Source organism: Deinococcus indicus (genome assembly GCF_002198095.1).
Taxonomy (GTDB): domain Bacteria; phylum Deinococcota; class Deinococci; order Deinococcales; family Deinococcaceae; genus Deinococcus; species Deinococcus caeni.
This window is the reverse complement of sequence record NZ_NHMK01000010.1, coordinates 96,886-118,141: the sequence shown is the minus strand read 5'-3', so window position 1 is coordinate 118,141 and position 21,256 is coordinate 96,886. Positions and strand designations below refer to the sequence as shown.

The window sequence follows — 21,256 nt, the reverse complement described above, 5'->3', positions numbered from 1 at the left end:
CCGGGGCTGCACGGATCCCGCAGTACGCAGAGGCAGGGCCGGTCATCTGACCGGCCCTGCCTCTGCTCTGGAATCCACCTGCCTCCCGTTCCTCCGACCGGCCCGCCACCCGCTTTCCCTCGTCCTGCCCGGCCCTGGCGGCGCTGCAGGCCTCTCTATCGGAGTCCGGATCAGTCGTTCGCGCCGGCCAGAAGGTCAGGGCTGGCCGGCGCGGCCGGTTGCCGCTGCAGGACCATCCAGGCGGCCACCGTGCACAGGATCACGGCCGCCGCGCCGGCGAAGACGGCCGCACTCTGCACCCGGTCGGCGATGGGCGCCAGCAGGAACAGCGTCAGCGGCAGGGCCAGCATCATGCTGGACATGACCACCGCGAAGACCCTCCCGAGGTACTGCGGGGGCGTGAGCGTCTGGATCAGGTACATGGTGCCCGCCTGGTTGGCGCTCATGCCCAGCCCCAGCAGGAACGTCAGGGCCATCAGGCCGGGGATGCTCTGCGCGAAGGTCAGCAGCGCGTAGAACACAGCGCAGATCAACAGGCCCAGCGTGACGGCGGGCCGCGCCCGGAAACGGTTGCCCATCCAGGCGATCACGGCGCTGCCGACGATCATGCCGACCGTCAGGGCCATCATGCTCGAACTGTAGCCCTGCGCGCTCAGGCCCAGGTCGACCGAGAGTTTGGGCAGCAGCATGTTCAGCGGGGCCATGGCAGCCATCACCACGAACCCGACGCCGACCAGCGCCCCCAGGACCGGGATGCTGCGCAGCGCCGCGAAGCCCCCCCGCAGGTCCTGAAGGAACGTCTGCTGGCGCGGGTCGCTGGCGACGGGCGGCATGGCGATCAGCAGGAACAGGCTGCCCATCACGAAGAAGCTGAGGGCGTCGACCAGCAGGGCCGGTTTCACGCCGATGGCCGTGACCAGCCAGCCGGACACGCCGTACCCGAGCAGCGTGACGGTCTGCGTGCCGCCGTGCAGGATGGTGTTCGCGCGGACCAGTTCGGTCCTGGGGACCAGGGTCGGGAGCAGCGCCTCGGAGGCGGGCCGGTAGAATACGGTGATGACGCCGCTGAGCAGCGCCGAGGCGTAGATGAACCCGACCGGCAGGACCCCGTTCACGGCCAGCACCCACGTCACGAGGGCCAGGACGCCCTGGGCGATGTCCCCGGCGATCAGGGGGATCCGCAGGGACATGCGGTCGACCAGCGTGCCGGCCAGCGGACCGAACACGTGCGGCAGGGTGGCCAGGGCGATGGTCAGGCCGGTGGCGGCCGCGGACCCGGTCAGTTCGAGGACCAGGAACGCCATCGCCACGGCGGTGAGGGTACTGCCGAAGACGGACTGCGTGGTGCCGAGGAGAAACAGCGTGAAGTGGCGGTTCCAGAGTCGGGTGGGCGGGTTCGCTCGCATAGGGACTACCTCCGGCGTCCACTCTCCTCCCGGCGTGGGGACAGGGCGGGGACACCGGCGCAGGCCTGAAGGCAGGGTTTTCGTGCCTGGGACGGTGTCGAAAGGCAGCCGGGCCGCCTGGGGGGCGACGGCCAGGGCGCGTGTTCATGGAGTGCTCACGGCTGCAGGTGGGCCGGCCAGTCGGGCGCAGGTCTGTCTCCGGGCCTGTCCCTGCCGCGTCCCCGGTGGGTTCGTAGCTTGAATGCAGAGCGAGGGCAAGACACCACGTTCTACAGCACAGGGCGGCACTTCACAGCGAGTGGCACGCTGACGTTTCGAGGAACTGACCTGCAGTCCGGCCTCCACATTGACAGTGCAAGGGAACGCTCGCCAGCGAGCATCCACCGCAACCGATCAACAGGGCCAGCGTGGCGAGGAACCAGAAATCAACAGCCGTTCGCCAGGAAGGCGCCCCAGGGAGTCCACATGAACGAACCGACCACGACCGCCATCCCCGAAGCCCTCGAGCTGAACGACCTGCACCTGGAAGACGTGAGCGTCGCCGTCGAGGAGGACGCCTACGACCTGCCCGAAGCGGGTGCGTCGCTCAGCCCGCGCTTCTCCTGCAGCATCATCATCGCCCGAGAGTAAGTTTCCGCGCCGACCGTCTCCGTTCCCGCCTTCCCACGACACCACAGGAGTCCACATGAACGAGCCGACCACGACCGCCATCCCCGAAGTCATCGAACTGAACGACCTGCACCTGGAGGACGTGAGCGTCGCTGTCGAGGAGGACGCCTACGACCTGCCCGAGGCCGGCGCCTCGGCCAGCCCGCGCTTCTCCTGCAGCATCATCATCGAGCTGTAAAAACCCGCTGTTCTTCCTGCCTTCCCACGACACCACAGGAGTCCACATGAACGAGCCGACCACGACCGCCATCCCCGAAGCCCTCGAACTGAACGACCTGCACCTGGAGGACGTGAGTGTCGCCGTAGAGGAGGACGCCTACGACCTGCCCGAGGCTGGCGCGTCGCTCAGCCCGCGCTTCTCCTGCAGCATCGTCATCGACCTGAGCTGATCCAAGGGCCGGGTCCCGGTCAGTGCCAGTCAACCCCACTCTTTTTCCTCACCCAACAGGAGTCGACATGAACGAGCAGAACACGACCGCTACCTCCGAAGTCATCGAACTGAACGACCTGCACCTGGAGGACGTGAGCGTCGCCGTCGAGGAAGACGCGTACGCGCTTCCCGAAGCGGGCGCCTCGGCCAGCCCCAAGTACTCCTGCACCGTCGTCATCAAACCGAACTGATCCCGCGTCCGCGCAGTTCAGGCCCCCGCCCTCTCGCCAGCCCTCAGGAGTCCACATGAACGAGCAGACCACGACCGCCACCGCCGAAGTCATCGAACTGAACGACCTGCACCTGGAGGACGTGAGCGTCGCCGTGGAGGAGGACGCCTACGCCCTGCCCGAAGCGGGCGCGTCGGTCAGCCCGAAGTACTCCTGCACCGTCGTCATCGAGCGCTAAGACCGGAGCGCGTCTCGCTGCGGGAACTGGAAACACTGTTTTCAGTTCCCGCTTCTCTCAAAGGAGCAGCCCCATGCCGGCCCCCGTCACGTACCGGAACGCCACCCACGCCTTTATTTTGGACGGCCATAACACAGACGAATATTTCAAGGTGCTGCTGGAGCAGTTCACGCACTCCACGCTGCAGTCTGCTCCGCTGCCGGCCCTGCCGCCGGTTTCCTACCTGAACGCATTTCCGCGTCGGGCGTGCGGCGCGTGGCGGGTCGATCTGCTGACCCTGACGGCGGAGTTCATTTCGTTCGGTCCGGGCGGCGCGCGGCCCCTGACGGCGCAGCTGCGCGCCCGTCCGGAGGGAACGCCGGGCAGCGCGCGGGTCAGCCTGCCGGACCTGGGGGCCCTGCCGCGCGACTGGCGGCCGGTGCGGTGGCCGGCGCTGCGCCTCCCGACCGAGACGGTCCCGGTGTCGCTGCTGGGACAGCCGGACAGCGGTGTAGGCCGGCAGCGTGACGTGCGCCGGGCGCGGGTGTCCGCGCAGCTGGAAGCGCTGGAGCGGCGCAGCAGCGTGTACGCCGGTCAGCCGCTGGTGCGGGGCGCCTGCCGGCCACTGGCGGCCGACCGGCGGGTGCTGGACCCCGGCTCGCTGGTGCAGCTCGACGTGCCGGGAGCCGTGGCGTACAGCCCGGACCTGGAGATCGACTGGGTGAGCGGCGTGTCCCTGCGCTCGGGCGAGGAGATCCTGGTGCCGGCGCGGCACGTGTTCATGGGGTACGGCGCCGATCCCGCGTACCTGAACGAATCGTCGAGCGGATGCGCGCTGGGCAGCGTGCCGGAGGAGGCGATGCTGTACGCGGCGCTGGAGGTGATCGAGCGCGACGCGTTCCTGATGGCCTGGTATACCCGCGCCGGCGCGGTCCGGCTGGATCTGACGCTGCTCACGGACCCGGACACCCTGATCCTCCTGGACGACCTGCGCTTCCAGGGCTTCGAGGTGCAGGCCTTCGACATCACGCCGCCGGAGGAGGGCGTGCCGGTCGTGTGGGTGCTCGGGCGGGGCCGCAGGGCCGGGCAGCCGTCCACGCTGACGGCGCTGGCCGCGCATCTCGATCCGGTGCGGGCGCTGCGCGGCGCGCTGGAGGAACTGCATGTCGGACTGGGTTCCTCGCGGGTGAACGCCGGACTGGGCGGGGCGCTGCACCGTGGCGAGCGGGCGGTGGTCACGCACCTCGATCACTTCGAGTTCTACGCGCACCCGGCCGGGGAGGCGTTCCTGCGGTTTCTCCCGGACGTGCCGGACTGCCGGGCGACGCGGGCGTTCCTGCGGCGCGGCGCGGCGTGGCGTGATCCGGACATCACGGTGAACCTGCGCCGCCTGACGGACCGGCTGCTGCGGTCGCGGCCGGACGTGGTGTTCGTCGATATCGGTGCGCCGGTGGTGTCGGCGCTGGGCCTGTCGTGCGTGCGGGCCGTGGTGCCGGACAGCCTGCCGCTCACCTTCGGTCAGGCGGGCCGCCGCGTGCGGGGCTGCCGGCGGTTGCGGCGGCGTCTGGCCGGTCGCCCGTTCAACGACGCGCCGCACCCGTTTCCCTGATACGCCCCGAACTCAAAGGAGCATTCCATGTCGAATCCTGTTTCTGTTCAGAGTACCTGGACGCTCTCGCCGTACACGACGTGGCGGGTGGCGGGACTGAGTGCGGACCTGCTGGACGCGCTGTTGTTTCCCCGCACCCTGGCGGCGGCGCGGCGGGCCGAGCGGCTGGAGCGCCAGGCGCGTGAGGACCTGCGCCGCGTGGCGGAGCTGCTGGAGGCCGAGGTGCCGCTCGCGCAGGACGATCAGGTGCGCCGCGCGCTGATCAACGCCCGGCGGCAGGTGCGGGCGGGCGGGCCGGTGAAGACGCGGGACGCGCAGGTCCTGGCCTCCTGCTGGAACGCGTCGCGCTGGGCCGAGGTGCAGGGTGCCGGCGAGCGGCTGGAGGCCGCGGGGGCCGCCCGGATGGCCGCCGAGCAGGAGCTGGAGGAGGAGTACGCCGGGCGGCAGCGGGCGCTGCGGGCGCTGCTGGACCGGTCGCCGGACCTGCTGGGGGCGCTGGAGTGCGTCGCGCCGGACCTGCACGCGACGGTGCAGGCGTACCGCCGCGCCGGTCCGGGGTCCGTCACGCAGTGGCGCAAGCTGGAACTGTCGCTGTTCACGTACCTGACGCGCGCAGCGTTCCGGACGAGCCCCATGAGCCGCCTGACGTTCACGGCCTTCACGGCGCAGCACGCGGCGGGGCCGCTGGCCGCTGCGTTCACCGGGCCGCGCAGCGAGGTTCAGCTTCAGGCGGGCGTGCTGATCCGTCTGTTCGGGGCGGTGATGGAGCACCCGCACCTGCGCGGCGCCCAGCGTTTCGTGCTGAACCCGGACCTGCACCGCGCCGGCGGGCAGTGGCGGCTCTTTCAACGCCGGCAGGGTCCGGGGGGCCGCCAGGACCGCTGGGTGACGCTGCGCGAGCAGCCGGCGCTGGAGCGGCTGGTCGCGGGCCTGACGGGAGCGGCGCCGCAGCCGCTGCCGGTGATCGCCTCGGCGCTGGGCGTGCCGCTGGAATCGGCGCGCGGGTGGGTGGACGCCTGCCTGCTGCGGCCGGAGGTGACGTTCACGGACGACCTGGACGACCCGCTGGGGGCCCTGTGCGGCGCGCTGGACCGCAGCGCCGCGCCGCTGGCGCGTGAGGTGCAGCGGTCGCTGCGGCAACTGGCCGGGCAGGTGGACCGCTACGCGGGAGACGTGACCGTCCGCCCGGACGCGCGGCGCGAGATCCGGCAGGCGCTGTCGGCCCTGTTCGCGCGGCTGGACGTGCCGGTGACGTTACCGCCTGACTCCCGCCTGCTGCTGGAGAACGCCACCCTGACCCCGGTCGGCGCCGCGCTGCCGTTCACGTCCGCCGACGGGGAACTGGAGGAACTGGGGCGGCTGCTGGCGCTGTTCAACCTGCAACAGGGACGGCAGCTGCGGCAGGTGGCGCAGTTCGCGGCGCAGTTCGGTGTGGGCGGCGCGTGCGGGCAGGCGGCGGCGTTCCTGCGCCACGCGTCCCAGGAGTGGCCGGACCGCGCGGACCCCTACACGGCCCGGCTGTGGGAGGACCTGCACCGCGTGTGGGACGCGCGGGACGCGCTGCTCGCGGACCTGTACGCCCGTTACCGCCGCTCGCCGGCCGGGCCGCTGACGATCGACGGGTCGGCCCTGCCCCGACCGCTGTTCCCGCAGGCGCTGGACCTGCTGTTCCAGCCGAGCGGGGAGGGCGACGGCCTGGTGCTGAACGGCGCGATGGCCGGTCAGTTCAATGCCCTGTGCCGCGTGTGGCGACTGCTGCGCGGCACGGCGGCGTTCGGCAGCTGGGTCCGGGAGCGGCGCGGCGCGCAGGTCGTGGTGTCCAGCGAGAGCAGCATCAACATGTTCCCCACCCTGTACGGCTCGGCGGTGTTCACGCCGGGAACGCCCGCCGGGACATTCGCGGGTCAGGCGCTGCGGCTGCACGAGGTGACGCTGGTGCATGACCCGGAACGGCACCGCCTGCTGCTGCGCGCGCCGTCCGGAGAGCTGCTCGAAGCGCAGTACGTCAGCACGTACCACACGGGGTTCCTCGCGCCGCTCGATCAGGCGGCGGTGGGACTGAGCGCGTCGGGCGCGGCGGCGCTGCCGCTGGCGTCCCTGCTGTACGCGCAGCTGCGCAGTGAGGGACCGGTGGAGCCCGTGACGTTCGTGCCGCGCGTGCTGTGCGGCCGGACGGTCGTGTCACGCGCGTCGTGGTTCCTGTCGGACGGCGCGCCGTGGCGGCGCGACCCTCAGGAGACGGACCTCGCGTACTGGGAGCGGCTGGCGGCGGGCTGGGAGGCGGCGGGGCTGCCGCGCTGGTTCTACGCGCTGCCGGCAGAGCGGCAGAACCCGTTCGCGGCGCAGGTGACCGGGCCGGTCAAGCCGCAGCTGTTCCTGATGGACAGCCTCTTCAGCGTGCGGAGTTTCGCGCGCTGGCTGGAATCGGTGGAGGGAACGGTCCTCGTGCAGGAGTCCCTGCCGGGACCGGGGCAGGGGACCGTGCAGGTGGACGGTGACGCCCGCACCTGCGAATTCAGTGTGCATCTCGACGTGCAGGAGGGACCCTATGAACAGTGACCTGAACTGGTGGACGATCCGTTTCTTTCATCACGGCGCCGGGAAGGACCGCCTGATGCGCGACGCGCTCATGCCGGCCCTGGCGGGGCTGCGCGCGGGCGGGCAGGTGCGCGCGGCGTTCCTGCAACGCCACTGGCTGCGGGGACCGCACGTGCAGGTGAACGTGCAGACCACGCCCGACGCGCTGCCCGGCGTCACGGAGGCCCTGCGGACGGCGGGACTGGACTGGTGGGCCGCGCACGGTCCGCCGGTGGACCTGACGGCCGACGCGTACCTGCGGCGCTTCACGTCGGTCGCGCAGGCGGAACTGGTCACGGAGCCGCTGCTGCCGCTCGTGCCGGGCGGAACCGTGACGACCGGACCGCTGCGGATGCGTGAGGAGATGTTCGGCGGGCCGCGCGGCGCCGCTGCCGCGCGGGCCTTCTGGAACGACACGCAGGACGTGCTGCGCGCGGCCCTCGACCCGCGCGCCCAGCAGGAAGGCCGGCTGCCGACGTTCCTGCGCTGGGCGTTCACGTTCGCGCATGCCTTCGAGGGCCTGGGCGAGGAGTCGTTCTGCAGCGTCCCGAGCGTCGGCCTGACCTTCAAATCGCACGCGGAAGCGTACTTCTTCAACGGGAACGAGTCGCTGCGCGCCCCCTTCGAGCACAAGCGCCTGCAGGCGGCCGGGCTGATCGGGCGGCTGTACCTGGAAGCGCGCGAACCCGACCAGGACCTGCTGCCGCTGCGCGCCGCCTTCCGGGACGCGTACGGGCGGATCATGGAGGACCTCGCCGCGCAGACGCTGCGACTGCCCACGACCCTCGACTACCACGCGATGGAAGGCGAGGACGCCCGCCCGCTCACGGAGACCCTCAGTGCCTGGCACGCCGGACTGGCCGACCCGGACAGCGACCTGTCCCGCCTGAGCCGCGAGCCGGAGATCGTGGCCCGGCGCCTGCTCGTGAACCTGATGTACCAGCAGATGATCACGGCGGGCGGACGCGCCCTGGACCGCCTGTTCGTGTGCTACGTGGCGTCCCGGACCATCGAGGACGCGTTCCGGGACCGGCCCTGGACGGCGCCCCGACCCCGCCCGGTCACGCCGCGCGCGGCGCTGGTGGGGACGCTGTGACGCTGCTGCCCGCGTCGGCGGCGTTCCACGCGCAGTCCAGCTACTCGCCGCTGCGCCCGCCCAGCATTCCGCCGGTCGCTCCGCCCGTCACGTCGGAACCCGCCGGCTGGCGCCTGCCGCCCGGCCACCTGCCGGCGCAGTCCCTGGCCGGCGCGCTGACCGGACGCCGGTCCAGCCGGGCCTTCACGGGCGCGCCGCTCACGCCGGAGTTGCTGGGCGAGGTGCTGCGCCTGTCGCTCGGCGCGAGCGCCCCCGGCCGCCGCACCTACCCCAGCGCCGGCGGCTTCCACGCCAACCGGGCGTACGTCGTGCCGCTGCGCGTGACGGACCTGCCCGGCGGCGCGTTCCGTTACCAGGCGCAGCATCACGCGCTGCTGGAGGTGGCGCCCGACGGGTCGGGCGTCGCCGGCGCCCTGCACTTCGCGCACGAGCGGGACCTGGCCCGCGCGGCCGCCGTGGTGTTCATCACGACCGACCTGGGCGTCATGGGTCACAAGTACGGCGAACGCGCCTACCGGTTCGCGTTGCAGGAGAGCGGCCACATGGCGCAGAACCTGCTGCTGTGCGCCGCCGCGGCCGGTCTGCCTGCCGTGCCGCTCGGGAACTTCCTGGACGACGTGAGCGCGCAGGTGCTGCGGTTGCCGGACACCGAGCACGTCCTGTACGCCGTCGCGCTCGGCGGGCCCGGGACGGACGACCTGGGGCAGCTCTCGCAGGTGGACGCGCCGCTCGGAACGTGGCTGCAGTGGCGGCTGTACGCACCGGACCCCGCCGCCGCGCTGCGCGACGTGTTCGCGTCCACCCTGCCGGACCTGCTGAACGCGGACCTGATCCGCGACCCGTGGATCATGTTCAAGGGGGACGGCGGCCTGCACGCCCGGCTGCGGCTGCGCCTGCCGGACCCGCAACGGACCGCCGAGGTGACCGCCCGGCTGGAAGCGGCGCTGGACACCGCCCGGCAGCGCGGAACACTCACGCAGGCCGTCAGGACGCCGTACGAACCCGAAGCCGGACTGCTGGGCGGCGCGGCCGCCACCGCGCTGGCGCACGGACTGTTCGCGCTGGACTCGCGGGTGGCGCTGGCGCTCGGGGAACGGGGGGCCGGCGCCCGGCAGGGCGCGTCGCACGTCTGGACGGAACTGCTGCTGCGGGACCTGGGCCTGGACGCCTTCGAACGCTGGGACGTGTGGCGCCGCGTGCGGGCCCTGCGGGGCGGCGCGCATCCCAGCTGGGAGGCGGCGTTCGCCCGCACCCGTCCCCTGCTGGAGGCGCTGCTGTCACGGTCCGACGCGGCGCTCGAAGCGCAGTTCCTGGCCGGTCTGCCCGGCGCGCACGGCGACCTGTCCGGCGCCCGGCAGGCCGCGCGGGCCATCGCGGACCTGAACCGCACCGGCGACCTGACGCGCGGCCCGCGTGAACTGGCCGCCATCCTGATCATCTTCCACTGGAACCGCCTGATGTTCGGCCCGGCCGAGCAGGCCTTCCTCGCCTACGCCCGCCACGAACTCAGCCAGCCGCAATGACGCGCTGACCGCCGTGACGTGCTCACCACAGTGACACGCTGAACGCTGAGTTCCCCGCCCGGCCGATCCCGGCATCCCGACCCCGAAGGAGAGTGCGACGTGTACCCCAAACTCCGTAACGACGTGTACCTGACCCCGCTCGGCACGAACGGCCTGACCGTGGCGATCGACGGCGCCGCGCACCGCATCCAGGGCCGGCACCTGTTCACGCTGCTCGAACGCCTCACGCCGCTCCTGAACGGACAGCATCCGCTGAGCGGCATCACCGCCCGCCTGGACCGGACGTCCGCGCAGGTCGTGCAGGGCCTGATTGATCAGCTGCACCGCATCGGCGCCGTGCGCGACGACACCGAGAACCGGGCGGTGCCGGTCGATCCGCTGGCCCTGCAGCACTACCCGGCGAGCCTGGGGTACCTGGAGCGCTTCACGCCGCACGCCCGGCAGGCGCTGAACCACGTCCTGACCCGCCCGGTCCGGATCGTCGGGGGCGGGTCCGTCGTGCGGACGCTCGCGCCGGCGCTGTGGGAGAGCGGCGTCCGGCACGGGCAGGTGATCCTGCCGGCCGGCGACCCGCTGCGGGCCGAGCTGCTGGCGCAACTGCGCGGCGCGGCCGACCCCGCCCTGAACTGGCAGGTCACCGATCAGGCGCAGGGAACGCCCCCGGCGCTGACCATCGTGACCGGCACGCCGCAGGAGGTCCGCGCCGCCCTGCGCTCGCCCGACCTGACGGGAGGCCGGACGCTGCCGGTGGTGGTCAGCGCGGACTTCTGCACGGTCGGCCCCGTGACGGACGGCGACCTGCGGACGCTCGAGGGGCTACCGTTCACGCCGCCCGGCCCGGACACCTGGAGCGCGTACAGCGTGACCGGCGCGCGCACCGCCATCGAGGTGTTCCGCCTGCTGGCGGACCTGCCGTCGGTCGTGTCGGAACAGCTGCTGCGGATCGACAACCACACCCTGGCCGACACCACCCACGACGTTCACGGCGCCCGAGCCGCCTCGCTGGTCGATCCCTTCAGCGGCGCGCTCGCCTCACTGGACGAGGAGGACCTGCCGCAGCTGCCGCTGTACCTGGTCCGCGCCCGCCGGCGGTCCTCCCCGGACGTCGGCGTGGGCGTGGGCGCGGCGCCCGGCGACGCCCGCGCGGCCGCGCTGCTCGGCACGCTGGCCGGCACCCTGCCCGACCGTCCGGACCGTCCGGGCCGCTGGGTGCGCGCGTGGGGCCGGACGGAAACGGAATTCAGGCGCATGGCGGCCCTGCTGAACGCCGAACAGCGACTCGCCGGGGACGGCGCGGCGTTCACGCCGGTGGACGCGCCGGATCTGCTCGGCCCGGAAGGCGCGCACTGGTGGAAGACGCTGACCGACCGGTACCGGCAGCCGCTTGACGCGCAGGTCGGCGCGGCCGGGCCGCTGGTCGTCGCCCGCCTCGGCAGTCCCTCCGGTCACGTCACGGCCGCCGGTTTCACCGCGCAGGACGCCCTCGGACGCGCGCTGACGCTGCGGCTCGGTCAGACGCAGGGCCAGCTGGACACCGCGCCCTACCCGCCACTGCCCGGCGACACCGGCCGGGACGGACTGCCCGGCCCGCTGCACCTGGCCCCGGCGTACGCGCACCTGACGGCCGAGCAGGTCTGGGTCGGCTGGGTCGGCCTGTCATGACGGCCCTGCCCACCACTGATCTGGGGGCGGCCGTCCGGGGCGGCGGGTTCACGCTCCTGCCCCCGCCGGCCGGGGCAGACCGGGACGCGTGGCGTGAACAGGCCCGGAACGCCGGGCACCCGCTGCGACACCCGGCGCAGGTCGCGCCGCTCCCGGCCGCCGCGCGTCTCGTGCAGGCCTGCGCGGCCCTGCCCGGCGACCCGGCCTGGGCCTGGCTGATCGAGGACGACCGCGGACAGGTCACGCGCGTTCCCGCCCAGGCCGCCGCGCGGCCCGCCACCGGCAGCGCCCCCCGCACCTGGATCCCCGACCCGCAGCGGCCCACCGCCCGGCAGGCCCTGCCGGCCCTCGACCCGGCCCGGCTGGTCAGCCCGCTCGGCCCGGTCCTGAACGTGCACGTCAACCGCGCCGACGCCCTGGTCAGCGCGCAACTCGCCAGTCAGGCCGCCGGGCAGCGCGTGTACGGCGTCGGCCGCACCGGCGATCACCGCAGCGCCGCCACTGTCGCCCTGCTCGAGGCGCTGGAACGGCAGGCGGGCCTCTTCGACCTGAGCGGCGCGCCCCGCCGCGAGGCGGCCTTCGCGGACCTGAGCGGCGCGCTGGACCCCCGGCAGACGGGACTGCCGGCCCCCACGCCGGAGTGCGCGCCGTTCGATCCGGCCGAGCCGCGCCTGTGGCTTCAGGGACACGACCACCACACGGGCGCGCCCGTCTGGGTCGAGGAGCACCTCGTGTACTACCACCGCGGGACCCGCCGGCCCTGGATCGCGAACAACTCCAGCGGCTGCGCGGTCGGCCGCACGCCGGAGGAAGCGGTGGCCGCCGCGTTCCTGGAGGTGGTCGAGCGGCACGCGGCGCTGCGCTGGTGGTACGGCCTGACCCGCCCGCGCCGCGCCCCGGCCCTCCGGGCGGACACCGTCACGGCCGCGAGCCTCGGGGCGCTGGGGTACCGCGTGGACCTGTACGACATCGCCCCGGACCTCCCGGTGCCCGTGGTGCTGGGGGTCGCCCGGCAGGACGGCTGGGACGGCCGTTACCCGGCGACCGTCTGCGTCACCGCCGCCGGCCGCGACTGGCCGGACGCCCTGAATGCCTGCCTTCAGGAACTGCGCGGCGCGGCCATGCCGCTCACGCCGGACGAACAGCGCCGCGCGGAGTGGCTGACCGCCCGGCCGCAGGAGGTGCTGAGCCTGGACGACCACCGCCTCGCGTACGTTCACCCGGAACGCCGCGCCGTGATCGACCGGCGGCTGCAGGGCGCGGTCACGGCGGACCTCGCCCCGCCCCCGGCGCTGCGGACCCTGGCGGACCTGCACGAACTCACCCGCGGCCGCTGCGGCCTGATCAGCGTGGATCAGACCACGCCGGTCCTGAGCGGACTGCAGCTGACCTGCGTGCGGGTCCTGTGTCCGGGACTGCTGCCCATGCACTACGGGCACCGCTACGCGCGGCACCTGCCGGGACTGCCGGTCAGTGCCGACCCGCACCCGTTCGCCTGAACCGCCCCGACCCCCGCGCACCACAGGAGACGCCCATGACGGCCGCCACGCAGTTCTACACCACCACCTACCAGAAACGCACCGCGCCGCGCGGCCTGTTCACGCCGGCCGCCGCTCCGTTCACCGCCGCCCGTGACGCCGAGGTGATCCTGCCCGCCCCGGCGCCCCTGCCGGAACGCGACTGGGCGCAGCTGCACGCCCCCAAGGCCCGCCCGGCGGGCGCGCTGACCCTGGAGCAGATCGCCTCGGTGGCGTTCCACACGCTGGGCCTGACCCGCTACGAACCCACCGAGCACTACGCCTTCCACCGGCTGGCGCCGTCCCCCCGCTGCCGCTACCCGACCGAACTGCACTACGTGGCGCTGCGGCACCCGCACCTGCCGGCCGGCCTGTACCGGTACCATCCGGTCCGGCACACGCTGCAACCGGCCGCGTCGCCCGCCTGGTGGGCGTCGCTGCTCGCCACGGCACCGGCCGGCTGCGCGGACGGCTGGCTCCTGAGCAGCGTGCCGGGCCGCGTCCGCAACACGTACGGGGACTTCTCGACCCGCCTGATGTTCCTGGAGGCCGGGCACGTCACCGAGCAGCTCCGGCTGGCGCTGGACACGCACGGCCTCGAGGCGGCCGACTCGCCCCTCACCGCCGACCTGCGCTGGGACGCCCCGGACGCCGAGGTACCGCTCAGCGCCGTCTGGCACGCCCCGTTCCCTCATGCGGGGCCGGTGGCGGACCTGCCGGTCCCGCTGAACCGCAGCCTGCTGCAGCGGCATTCCGGGCACGGGTTCAACGGAATGTTCCCCAGCCCGGTGCGGCTCCCCGTCCGCAGCGTGGAACGCATGGCCCGCTACGCCCTGGCCCGCACGGGCCACGCGGGGAGCCTGCACGCCCTGATCCGCCACGTGGACGGCCTGCCGGCCGGCGCCTACGCCTTCGACCCGTCCGGCCGGCCCACCCTGCGGCGGCCCCTGGAGGACCCCGGCGAGAGCGACCGCGCCGCGTTCATCGCGCCCGGTTTCGACGTGCGTCCCTGCCCGCTCGTATGGTTCGTGGCCGTGCAGACCGGCGACCTGTACGCCAGCGACCGCTGGGAACCCTACCAGCAGGCACACGGGTTCGCGGGCGGACTGGCGCAGCGGCTGGGTGTCGCGGCGGCCGCGCACAACCTGTTCGCCCGGCCGGCCGTCAGCCACGACGAACAATACTTCGACTGGCTGTTCGGCTTCACACAGACCGGGCAGACGACCCTGTACGAGGTTCTGGTCGGCCGCGACCGCGATCAGGGCTTCCCGCAGCGGCTGGGCCGGCCCGTCACCGCCCCCGCGTGAGCTGCGCGGCCGCCCCGGCTGCCAGTCCGCGCGGTCACAGCAGGCCGGCGCGCAGGGCCTTGACGGCAGCCTGCGTGCGGTCGGACGCCTGGAGCTTGCGCAGGATCTCCTGGACGTGCAGTTTCACGGTGCTGACCGAGAGGGTCAGCGCGGCGGCGATTTCGCGGTTGCCGTTGCCGTCGGCCATCAGGCGCAGCACCTCGGTTTCGCGGGGCGTGAGGGGAGAGTGCGTGCCGGGCGCGCGGACCGCGCCGAGCACGTGCCGCGCGACCTGCGGGTCAAGGTAGGCGCTGCCGGCGGCGGCGGCGCGGATGGCGAGCAGCAGCAGTTCCGGCTGGGCGCTTTTCAGGCAGTAGGCGTCGGCGCCGCTGGCGAGCGCCGCGAAAACCTCGGCCTGCAGGTCGTGCGCGGTGAGCATCACGATCCGCACGGGCGGCCAGCGGCGGCGGATCTCGGCGGCGGTCTGGATGCCGTCCATGCCAGGCAGGCCGATGTCGATCACGGCGACGTCCACCGGCAGGTCCGGCCCGGCGGCGTGCAGGCGTTCCAGGGCCTCCTCGCCGCTGCGGGCCTCGGTGGTGACGCGCAGGTCCGGTTCCAGGTTCAGGGTGGCGCGCAGGCCGTCACGGGTGAAGGCGTGGTCCTCGACCAGCAGCAGGCGGCGCGGCGCGGCGGGCGCGGGGTCAGGCGTGGGGGCCGGGTCAGGCACGGGGTCCCTCGGGCGCGGCGGGCAGGGTCAGCGTGAACACGCTGCGGCCCGCGCCGGTGCGGGCGTACGTGACGTTCCCGCCGTGCGCCTGCGCCACGCGCCGCGTCAGGTACAGGCCCAGCCCGGTGCCGCCGCCTGCCCCGCCGCCCCGGAAGCGCTGGAACAGCCGCGCGGCCCGCGCGGGGGGCACGCCCGGCCCCTCGTCCTGCACGGTCAGGCGGACCTCGCCGTCGGCGGCGCTGAGGGTGACGCGCACCTCGCCGCCGGGCGGGCTGAACTTCACGGCGTTCTCCAGCAGGTTCTGCGCGGCGCGGCGCAGGTCGTGCCGCTGCCCGAGCACCCGCGCGCCCTCCAGCTGCGGTTCGAGCGTGACGCGGCGTTCGGCGGCGCGGCCCCTCAGGTCCCGCAGGACGCCCAGCAGCACCTCGCGCAGCGCGACGACCTGCGGTTCGGCGTCCGGTTCGTCCGCCTCGTACTTGGCGAGCAGCAGCAGCTGGTCGGCGAGGTCCAGCAGCGCCTCGTTCGCCTGCAGGCCGTTTTCCAGGGTGGCGAGGTACTCGGCGGGCAGCGGGCCGAACCCGCCGCGCAGCGCGGCGCGCAGGTTCATGGCGTTCGCCAGCAGCGGCGTGCGCAGGTCGTGCGAGAAGGCGTACACGAGGTCGCGCAGCACCTCGCCCCGTTCGGCCAGCTGCGCGCCCTGCACGCGCAGGTCGTCGAGCAGCGCCGTGCGGTCCAGGATGGGTTGCAGGGCGCGGACCGCCTCGGCCGTCAGGTTGGGGGGCGTCTGGGGGCCGCCGATCACGATCAGCAGGTCCGCCTCCTCGGTGCCGGTGCCGGTGCCGACCCGGCGCAGCCGCGCGAGTTGCACGCGGCCGCCGTCCACGGCCCACACGTCGGGCGCGCCGGCCGGGTGGGCGAGCAGGTCCAGCGGCAGGCGGGTGTTCAGCCGGCCGGGACCGCTGCCCGCCAGGGCGTGCGGGGCGCGCAGGAAGGCCCGCTCGACCGCGCCGATCTCGACGTGGTCCGCGCCGGTCAGGGTGCGCAGGGCGTGCGCGGCGCGGTCCACGAATTCCGCCTGCCCGAGGGGCCCGCCCATCGCCTCGGCCAGGGCGCGCAGCGCGCGTTCCCGTTCGAGTTGCCGGGCGTCCTCCTCGATGCGGGCGGCGCGGGCCCTGGCCTCGCGGGCGCGCAGGCTCAGGAACCCGACGAGCAGGACCGCCAGGATGCTCACGGCGCGGTTGGCGAGGGTGGTGGCGTCCAGGCCGTCCCGGTCGGCGTTCAGCGCGCCGGCCAGCACGTTCGCGCCGACGCACAGGCCGGTCAGGGTCAGGGTCAGCTGCCGGGACGCGCCGAGCGCCGCGAAGGCCACGGACGCGCACAGCAGCGTCCCCACGGCCAGCGAGGCGGGCGTCAGCAGGTCCAGCAGCAGCACGCCCAGCAGCAGCGGCAGCGACAGGCTCCACAGCAGGCTGTCACGGACGGGCGCGGCGGAAGGAGCGGAAGGGGGCAGGGTCGTCATGATCGCTGCCCCGACACTAGCGTCCGCCCGTGCGGGCCGCCCACTGGCCACCTGACCAGGGGGGCGCGTCAGGCGGCCAGTGGGCGCGGCGCGGCCGGCGGCGCAGCATGCCCGGCATGAGAACCAGACCCCATGTGACCGGTCCGGCCGGGAGTGCCCCGTGAGTGCCGGTGTCCGCGCCGCGCCCCTTCCGCCCGCCTCGCGGCCGCCCGAACCGCCCGCCAGCGGCGACCGGAAGCCCGGCATCTTCGCCCCGCCGCTGCTGCGCGCCGCGCTGGTCGCCAGCGTCCGCAAGCTCTCGCCGCGTGCCCAGGCGCGCAATCCCGTGATGTTCGTCGTGTACGTCGGGACGTTCGTGACGCTGCTGCTGACCGCGCAGGCCGCCGCGCAGGGCCGCCCGTGGGCGTACGAGCTGACGGTCACGGCCCTGCTGGCGCTGACGGTGCTGCTCGCCAACTTCGCCGAGGGGCTGGCCGAGGCGCGCGGGAAGGCGCAGGCGGCGTCGCTGCGCTCGGCGCGGGAGGACGTCACCGCCCGCCGCCTCACGGACGGACGCGAGGAGACCGTGCCCGGCGCGCTGCTGCGGCGCGGCGACCTGATCGTCGCCGAGAGCGGCGACCTGATTCCCGCCGACGGCGAGATCGTCGAGGGACTGGCCAGCGTGGACGAGAGCGCCATCACCGGCGAGAGCGCCCCCGTCATCCGCGAGGCCGGCACCGATCACAGCGGCGTGACCGGCGGCACCCGCGTCCTGAGTGACCGGATCGTGGTGCGCGTCACCAGCGGCGCGGGCGAGAGTTTCCTGGACCGCATGATCGCCCTGGTCGAGGGCGCCAGCCGCCAGAAGACCCCGAACGAGATTGCGCTCGGCATCCTGCTCAGCGGGTTGACGCTGGTGTTCCTGCTGGCCACCGTGACGCTCTACCCGTTCACGGCATACGCCGGGGCGCCCGCCGCGCCGGTCACGCTCGTCGCGCTGCTCGTGTGTCTGATTCCCACGACCATCGGGGGCCTGCTGCCGGCCATCGGGATCGCGGGCATGGACCGCGCCCTGCAGGCGAACGTGATCGCGGGCAGCGGCAAGGCCGTCGAGGTGGCCGGGGACGTGGACGTGCTGCTGCTCGACAAGACCGGCACGATCACGGTCGGCAACCGCCTCGCGACCGACTTCCGCCCACTGCCCGGCGTGGACCCGGCCGACCTGATGCGCGCCGCGCTGCTGAGCAGCCTGCAGGACCCCACGCCGGAGGGCCGCAGCATCGTCGCCCTGGCCCGCGAACGGGGCGTGAACGCGCCAGAACCGGCCGGGGCCGAATTCGTGGAGTTCAGCGCGCAGACCCGCATGAGCGGCGTGGATTTCGTCACGCCCGCCGGGCCGGTCAGCATCCGTAAGGGCGCGGGCAGCCGCGTGGCGGACCTCGCGCGGGAACGCGGCGCGGCCGTCCCGCCGGAACTCACCGGCATCACCGACGCGATGGCGCGCGGCGGCGCGACCCCGCTGGTCGTGATCGAGAACAGCCGCCTGCTCGGCGCGGTGGCCCTGTCCGACGTCATCAAACCCGGCATCCGCGACCGTTTCGAGCAGCTGCGCCGCATGGGCCTGCGGACCGTCATGATCACCGGCGACAACCCCCTGACCGCCGCCGCCATCGCCCGCGAGGCCGGCGTGGACTCCTTCCTGGCGGAGGCGACCCCCGAGGACAAGCTCGCCATGATCCGCGAGGAGCAGCGCGGCGGACGGCTCGTCGCGATGATGGGCGACGGCACGAACGACGCCCCGGCACTCGCGCAGGCGGACGTGGGACTCGCCATGAACTCCGGCACGCAGGCCGCGCGGGAGGCGGGGAACATGGTCGACCTGGACAGCGACCCCACCAAGCTGCTGGAGATCATCGAGATCGGCAAGGGCCTGCTGATCACGCGCGGCGCCCTGACGACCTTCTCGGTCGCGAACGACGTCGCCAAGTACTTCGCGATCCTGCCCGCGCTGTTCGTCACGGCGTACCCGGACCTGGGCGCCCTGAACGTCATGCGGCTGCACAGCCCCGCGAGCGCCGTCCTGAGCGCCGTGATCTTCAACGCGCTGATCATCCCGGCGCTCGTGCCGCTCGCGCTGCGCGGCGTGCCGTACCGCCCGATGAGCGCCTCGTCGCTGCTGGGCCGCAACCTGCTCGTGTACGGCCTGGGCGGCCTGCTGCTGCCGTTCGTGGCGATCAAGGTCACGGACCTGCTCATCACGCCGCTGTTCTGATCCCCTCCCTCTCTGTGCTCTCAAGGAGTCATCCCGTGGACCTGCTGCTCATTCTCCTGACCCTGGCCTGCTTCGGCCTGATCGCCCTCGCCCTGCGCGGCCTGGAGCGCCTGTGATCCTCTTCCTGGCGGTCGTGGCTCTCCTCGTCGCCGCGTACCTCGTGTACGCCCTGCTGCGCCCGGAGGACTTCTGATGCTTCCCGCGGTCCTCCCCGGCGTGGGCGCGGTGACGCAACTGCTCGCCGTGCTGGCCGTCAGCGCGCTGCTGGTCGTGCCGGTCGGGCGCCTGCTGCACGGCGTCTTCACCGGGGCGCGGCACACCGCCCCCGAACGCCTCACGTACCGCCTGCTGCGCGTGAACCCCGCCGAGCCGATGGACTGGCGCCGCTACGCCCTGACGCTGGTGCTGTGCAACCTCGTCATGCTGCTCGTGTCGTACGCGCTGATCCGCCTGCAACCCTGGCTGCCGTGGAACCCGGCGGGCCTCGCGGCGCAGACGCCGGAACTCGCGTGGAACACGGCCGTGTCGTTCATGACGAACACCAACTGGCAGGCGTACAGCGGCGAGCAGAGCCTGTCGTACTTCTCGCAGATGGCGGTCCTGACGACCTTCATGTTCACGTCCGCCGCGACCGGTTTCGCCGCCGCCGCCGCGTTCATGCGCGGCCTCGCCGGCACGAACGGGGCGCAGCTGGGCAACTTCTGGGTGGACCTGACCCGCATCGTGTACCGGGTGTTCCTGCCCCTGAGCTTCGCCGTCGCCCTGATCCTGATCTGGCAGGGCGTCCCGCAGACCCTGAACGCCACCGTCACCGCGCAGACCCTCCAGGGTGAGACGCAACGCATCGCGCTGGGACCCGTGGCGAGCCTGGAAAGCATCAAGCACCTCGGCACGAACGGCGGTGGGTTCTTCGGCATGAACGCCGCGCATCCCTTCGAGAACCCCACGCCCCTTACGAACGCCCTGCACGTGCTGTGCATGCTGCTGCTCCCGACCTCGCTGACGTACGCGTTCGGGCGACTGCTCGCCAACCGGCGGCAGGGCTGGGTGATCTTCGGCGCGATGTTCACGCTGTTCGCCGTGTCGCTGGGCGCGCTGCTGCTGGCCGAGCAGGGCGGCAATCCGGTCCTGGGGGCCGCCGGCGCCGATCAGAGCGTCACGGCTACGCAGGCAGGCGGGAACATGGAAGGCAAGGAAGTCCGCTTCGGTGTCGCCCAGACGGCCCTGTTCGCCGCGACGACCACCGCCGCCACGACCGGCAGCGTGAACGCCATGCACGACTCCCTGACGCCGCTGGGCGGTCTGGTCACGCTCGTGCAGATGATGCTGAACAGCGTGTTCGGCGGCAAGGGCGTCGGCCTGATCAACTTCACGCAGTACCTGATTCTCAGCGTGTTCCTGGCGGGCCTGATGGTGGGCCGCACGCCGGAATTCCTGGGCAAGAAGATCGAGGCGCGCGAGGTGAAACTCGTCATGCTGGCTGTCCTGGCCCACCCGCTGAGCATCCTGGGCTTCACGGCGCTGGCCGTGACGCTGCCCGCCGCGCTGGGTAGCCTGAACAACCCCGGCGCGCACGGCTTCACCGAGGTGCTGTACGCGTACACGTCCGCCACCGCGAACAACGGCTCGGCCTTCGCGGGTCTGAACGCCAACACGCCGTTCTACAACCTGACGACCGGACTGGCCATGCTGACCGGCCGGTACCTGACGCTGCTGCCCATGCTGGCCGTCGCGGGCCTGCTGGCCGCCAAGACGCGCGTCCCGGCCGGCAGCGGCACGCTGCGGACCGACACCGCCCTGTTCGGCGGTCTGACCGTCGCCGTCCTGCTGATCGTCGGCGCACTGACCTTCCTGCCGGCCCTGACCCTCGGGCCGGTCACCGATCACCTGCAGATGCTGAAAGGAGCCGTGCAATGACCCTCCCGACCAATCCTGAACCTGCCGTCCCCGGACCTGCCACGCCTGAACCAGTCATACCCGCCGCGTCCCTGACCCAGCTGCTGCGCTCGGCCGCACTTGCCGCGCTGCTGTTCACCGCCGTGTGCGGGCTCGCCTACCCGCTCCTGACGACCCTCGCCGGGAACGTCCTGTTCCCCGCCCAGGCGACCGGCAGCCTGCTCCTGCGGGGCGGGCAGGTCGTCGGGTCCGCGCTGATCGGGCAGGACTTCACCACTCCGGGGTACCTGCGCGGCCGCCCCAGCCAGACCAACCGCACCGACGGCAGCGGCCCGCAACCCTACAACGCCGAGAACAGCGGCGCCAGCAACTGGGGCCCCACCAACGCCAGACTCCGGGACGCCGCGCAGGAACGCGCCGTGAGCTTCCGCGCCGACAACGGCCTGGGCGCCTCGGCACCCGTGCCGGTGGACATGGTCACCGCGTCCGGCAGCGGCCTCGACCCGGACGTCAGCGTGGCCGCCGCCCTCGCCCAGACCGGCCGGATCGCCCGCGAACGCGCCGTTGCGCCCGCGCAGGTGGAGGCCCTCATCCGCGCGAACGTCACCCGGCGCAGCCTCGGCGTGCTCGGCGAGGAACGCGTGAACGTCCTGCGCGTCAACCTCGCCCTGGACGCCCTGAGCGCCGGCCGGCGCTGA

Annotated in this window: 19 protein-coding genes; 16 read left to right on the top strand and 3 right to left on the bottom strand. The window is 73.2% G+C overall.

Annotation, left to right across the window (positions count from 1 at the left end; genetic code table 11):
- Nucleotides 1-170: 170 nt before the first annotated feature.
- A complete protein-coding gene (locus CBQ26_RS07630) occupies nt 171-1,406 on the bottom strand; it encodes an MFS transporter (RefSeq protein WP_088248051.1) in 1,236 nt (411 codons plus the stop codon).
- 465 nt (nt 1,407-1,871) lie between these two features.
- Here CBQ26_RS07630 and CBQ26_RS21805 point away from each other — a divergent pair, with 465 nt between their 5' ends.
- The 12 genes from CBQ26_RS21805 (at nt 1,872) to CBQ26_RS07595 (ending at nt 14,183) form a co-directional block, all read left to right on the top strand.
- The gene (locus CBQ26_RS21805) at nt 1,872-2,036 is read left to right on the top strand and encodes a hypothetical protein (protein WP_172417981.1); all 165 of its coding nucleotides are present in this window, start codon (nt 1,872-1,874) and stop codon (nt 2,034-2,036) included.
- 55 nt (nt 2,037-2,091) lie between these two features.
- Nucleotides 2,092-2,253: a thiopeptide-type bacteriocin gene (locus CBQ26_RS21800; protein ID WP_172417980.1), complete on the top strand. Its 162-nt coding sequence runs from the start codon at nt 2,092-2,094 to the stop codon at nt 2,251-2,253.
- A gap of 46 nt (nt 2,254-2,299) precedes the next feature.
- The gene (locus CBQ26_RS21795; protein WP_172417979.1) at nt 2,300-2,464 is read left to right on the top strand and encodes a hypothetical protein; all 165 of its coding nucleotides are present in this window, start codon (nt 2,300-2,302) and stop codon (nt 2,462-2,464) included.
- 67 nt (nt 2,465-2,531) lie between these two features.
- Nucleotides 2,532-2,696, top strand: a complete 165-nt coding sequence (locus CBQ26_RS21790) for a thiopeptide-type bacteriocin (protein WP_172417978.1) — start codon at nt 2,532-2,534, stop codon at nt 2,694-2,696.
- Nucleotides 2,697-2,751: 55 nt separating this feature from the next.
- Nucleotides 2,752-2,913 carry a thiopeptide-type bacteriocin gene (locus CBQ26_RS21785; protein ID WP_172417977.1) on the top strand — a complete coding sequence of 54 codons (162 nt, stop codon included), beginning with the start codon at nt 2,752-2,754 and terminating at the stop codon, nt 2,911-2,913.
- Nucleotides 2,914-2,986: 73 nt separating this feature from the next.
- Nucleotides 2,987-4,501 (top strand): YcaO-like family protein, encoded by a 1,515-nt coding sequence (locus CBQ26_RS07625; RefSeq protein WP_088248050.1) that lies wholly within the window; start codon nt 2,987-2,989, stop codon nt 4,499-4,501.
- Between the two features lie 27 nt (nt 4,502-4,528).
- Complete coding sequence (locus CBQ26_RS07620; RefSeq protein ID WP_143342008.1) at nt 4,529-7,060, top strand: lantibiotic dehydratase; 2,532 nt, start codon at nt 4,529-4,531, stop codon at nt 7,058-7,060.
- Entirely contained in the window at nt 7,050-8,174 is a 1,125-nt protein-coding gene (locus CBQ26_RS07615; protein WP_088248048.1) for a lantibiotic dehydratase C-terminal domain-containing protein, read from the top strand. Before CBQ26_RS07620 ends, CBQ26_RS07615 begins: the two co-directional genes overlap by 11 nt.
- Nucleotides 8,171-9,697 carry a thiopeptide-type bacteriocin biosynthesis protein gene (locus CBQ26_RS07610; RefSeq protein ID WP_172417976.1) on the top strand — a complete coding sequence of 509 codons (1,527 nt, stop codon included), beginning with the start codon at nt 8,171-8,173 and terminating at the stop codon, nt 9,695-9,697. The genes CBQ26_RS07615 and CBQ26_RS07610 overlap by 4 nt, the downstream gene beginning before the upstream one ends.
- Before the next feature lie 99 nt (nt 9,698-9,796).
- Nucleotides 9,797-11,359, top strand: a complete 1,563-nt coding sequence (locus CBQ26_RS07605) for a hypothetical protein (RefSeq protein WP_088248046.1) — start codon at nt 9,797-9,799, stop codon at nt 11,357-11,359.
- Entirely contained in the window at nt 11,356-12,858 is a 1,503-nt protein-coding gene (locus CBQ26_RS07600; protein ID WP_088248045.1) for a YcaO-like family protein, read from the top strand. Before CBQ26_RS07605 ends, CBQ26_RS07600 begins: the two co-directional genes overlap by 4 nt.
- A 35-nt stretch (nt 12,859-12,893) precedes the next feature.
- Complete coding sequence (locus CBQ26_RS07595) at nt 12,894-14,183, top strand: nitroreductase family protein (RefSeq protein WP_088248044.1); 1,290 nt, start codon at nt 12,894-12,896, stop codon at nt 14,181-14,183.
- 34 nt (nt 14,184-14,217) lie between these two features.
- Here CBQ26_RS07595 and CBQ26_RS07590 read toward each other — a convergent pair whose 3' ends face one another.
- The gene (locus tag CBQ26_RS07590) at nt 14,218-14,892 is read right to left on the bottom strand and encodes a response regulator (RefSeq protein WP_172417975.1); all 675 of its coding nucleotides are present in this window, start codon (nt 14,890-14,892) and stop codon (nt 14,218-14,220) included.
- Complete coding sequence (locus tag CBQ26_RS07585; RefSeq protein WP_088248043.1) at nt 14,885-16,411, bottom strand: sensor histidine kinase; 1,527 nt, start codon at nt 16,409-16,411, stop codon at nt 14,885-14,887. Before CBQ26_RS07585 ends, CBQ26_RS07590 begins: the two co-directional genes overlap by 8 nt.
- A 244-nt stretch (nt 16,412-16,655) precedes the next feature.
- Here CBQ26_RS07585 and kdpB point away from each other — a divergent pair, with 244 nt between their 5' ends.
- The 4 genes from kdpB to kdpC all read left to right on the top strand — a co-directional run bounded on the left by kdpB (nt 16,656) and on the right by kdpC (nt 21,256).
- A complete protein-coding gene (gene kdpB / locus CBQ26_RS07580) occupies nt 16,656-18,662 on the top strand; it encodes a potassium-transporting ATPase subunit KdpB (RefSeq protein WP_088248141.1) in 2,007 nt (668 codons plus the stop codon).
- Between the two features lie 112 nt (nt 18,663-18,774).
- The gene (gene kdpF / locus CBQ26_RS23135) at nt 18,775-18,855 is read left to right on the top strand and encodes a K(+)-transporting ATPase subunit F (RefSeq protein ID WP_425319425.1); all 81 of its coding nucleotides are present in this window, start codon (nt 18,775-18,777) and stop codon (nt 18,853-18,855) included.
- Nucleotides 18,855-20,579 carry a potassium-transporting ATPase subunit KdpA gene (gene kdpA, locus CBQ26_RS07570; RefSeq protein WP_088248041.1) on the top strand — a complete coding sequence of 575 codons (1,725 nt, stop codon included), beginning with the start codon at nt 18,855-18,857 and terminating at the stop codon, nt 20,577-20,579. The genes kdpF and kdpA overlap by 1 nt, the downstream gene beginning before the upstream one ends.
- Nucleotides 20,576-21,256, top strand: coding sequence for a potassium-transporting ATPase subunit KdpC (kdpC, locus tag CBQ26_RS07565; protein ID WP_088248040.1), 681 nt, complete (start codon nt 20,576-20,578; stop codon nt 21,254-21,256). Before kdpA ends, kdpC begins: the two co-directional genes overlap by 4 nt.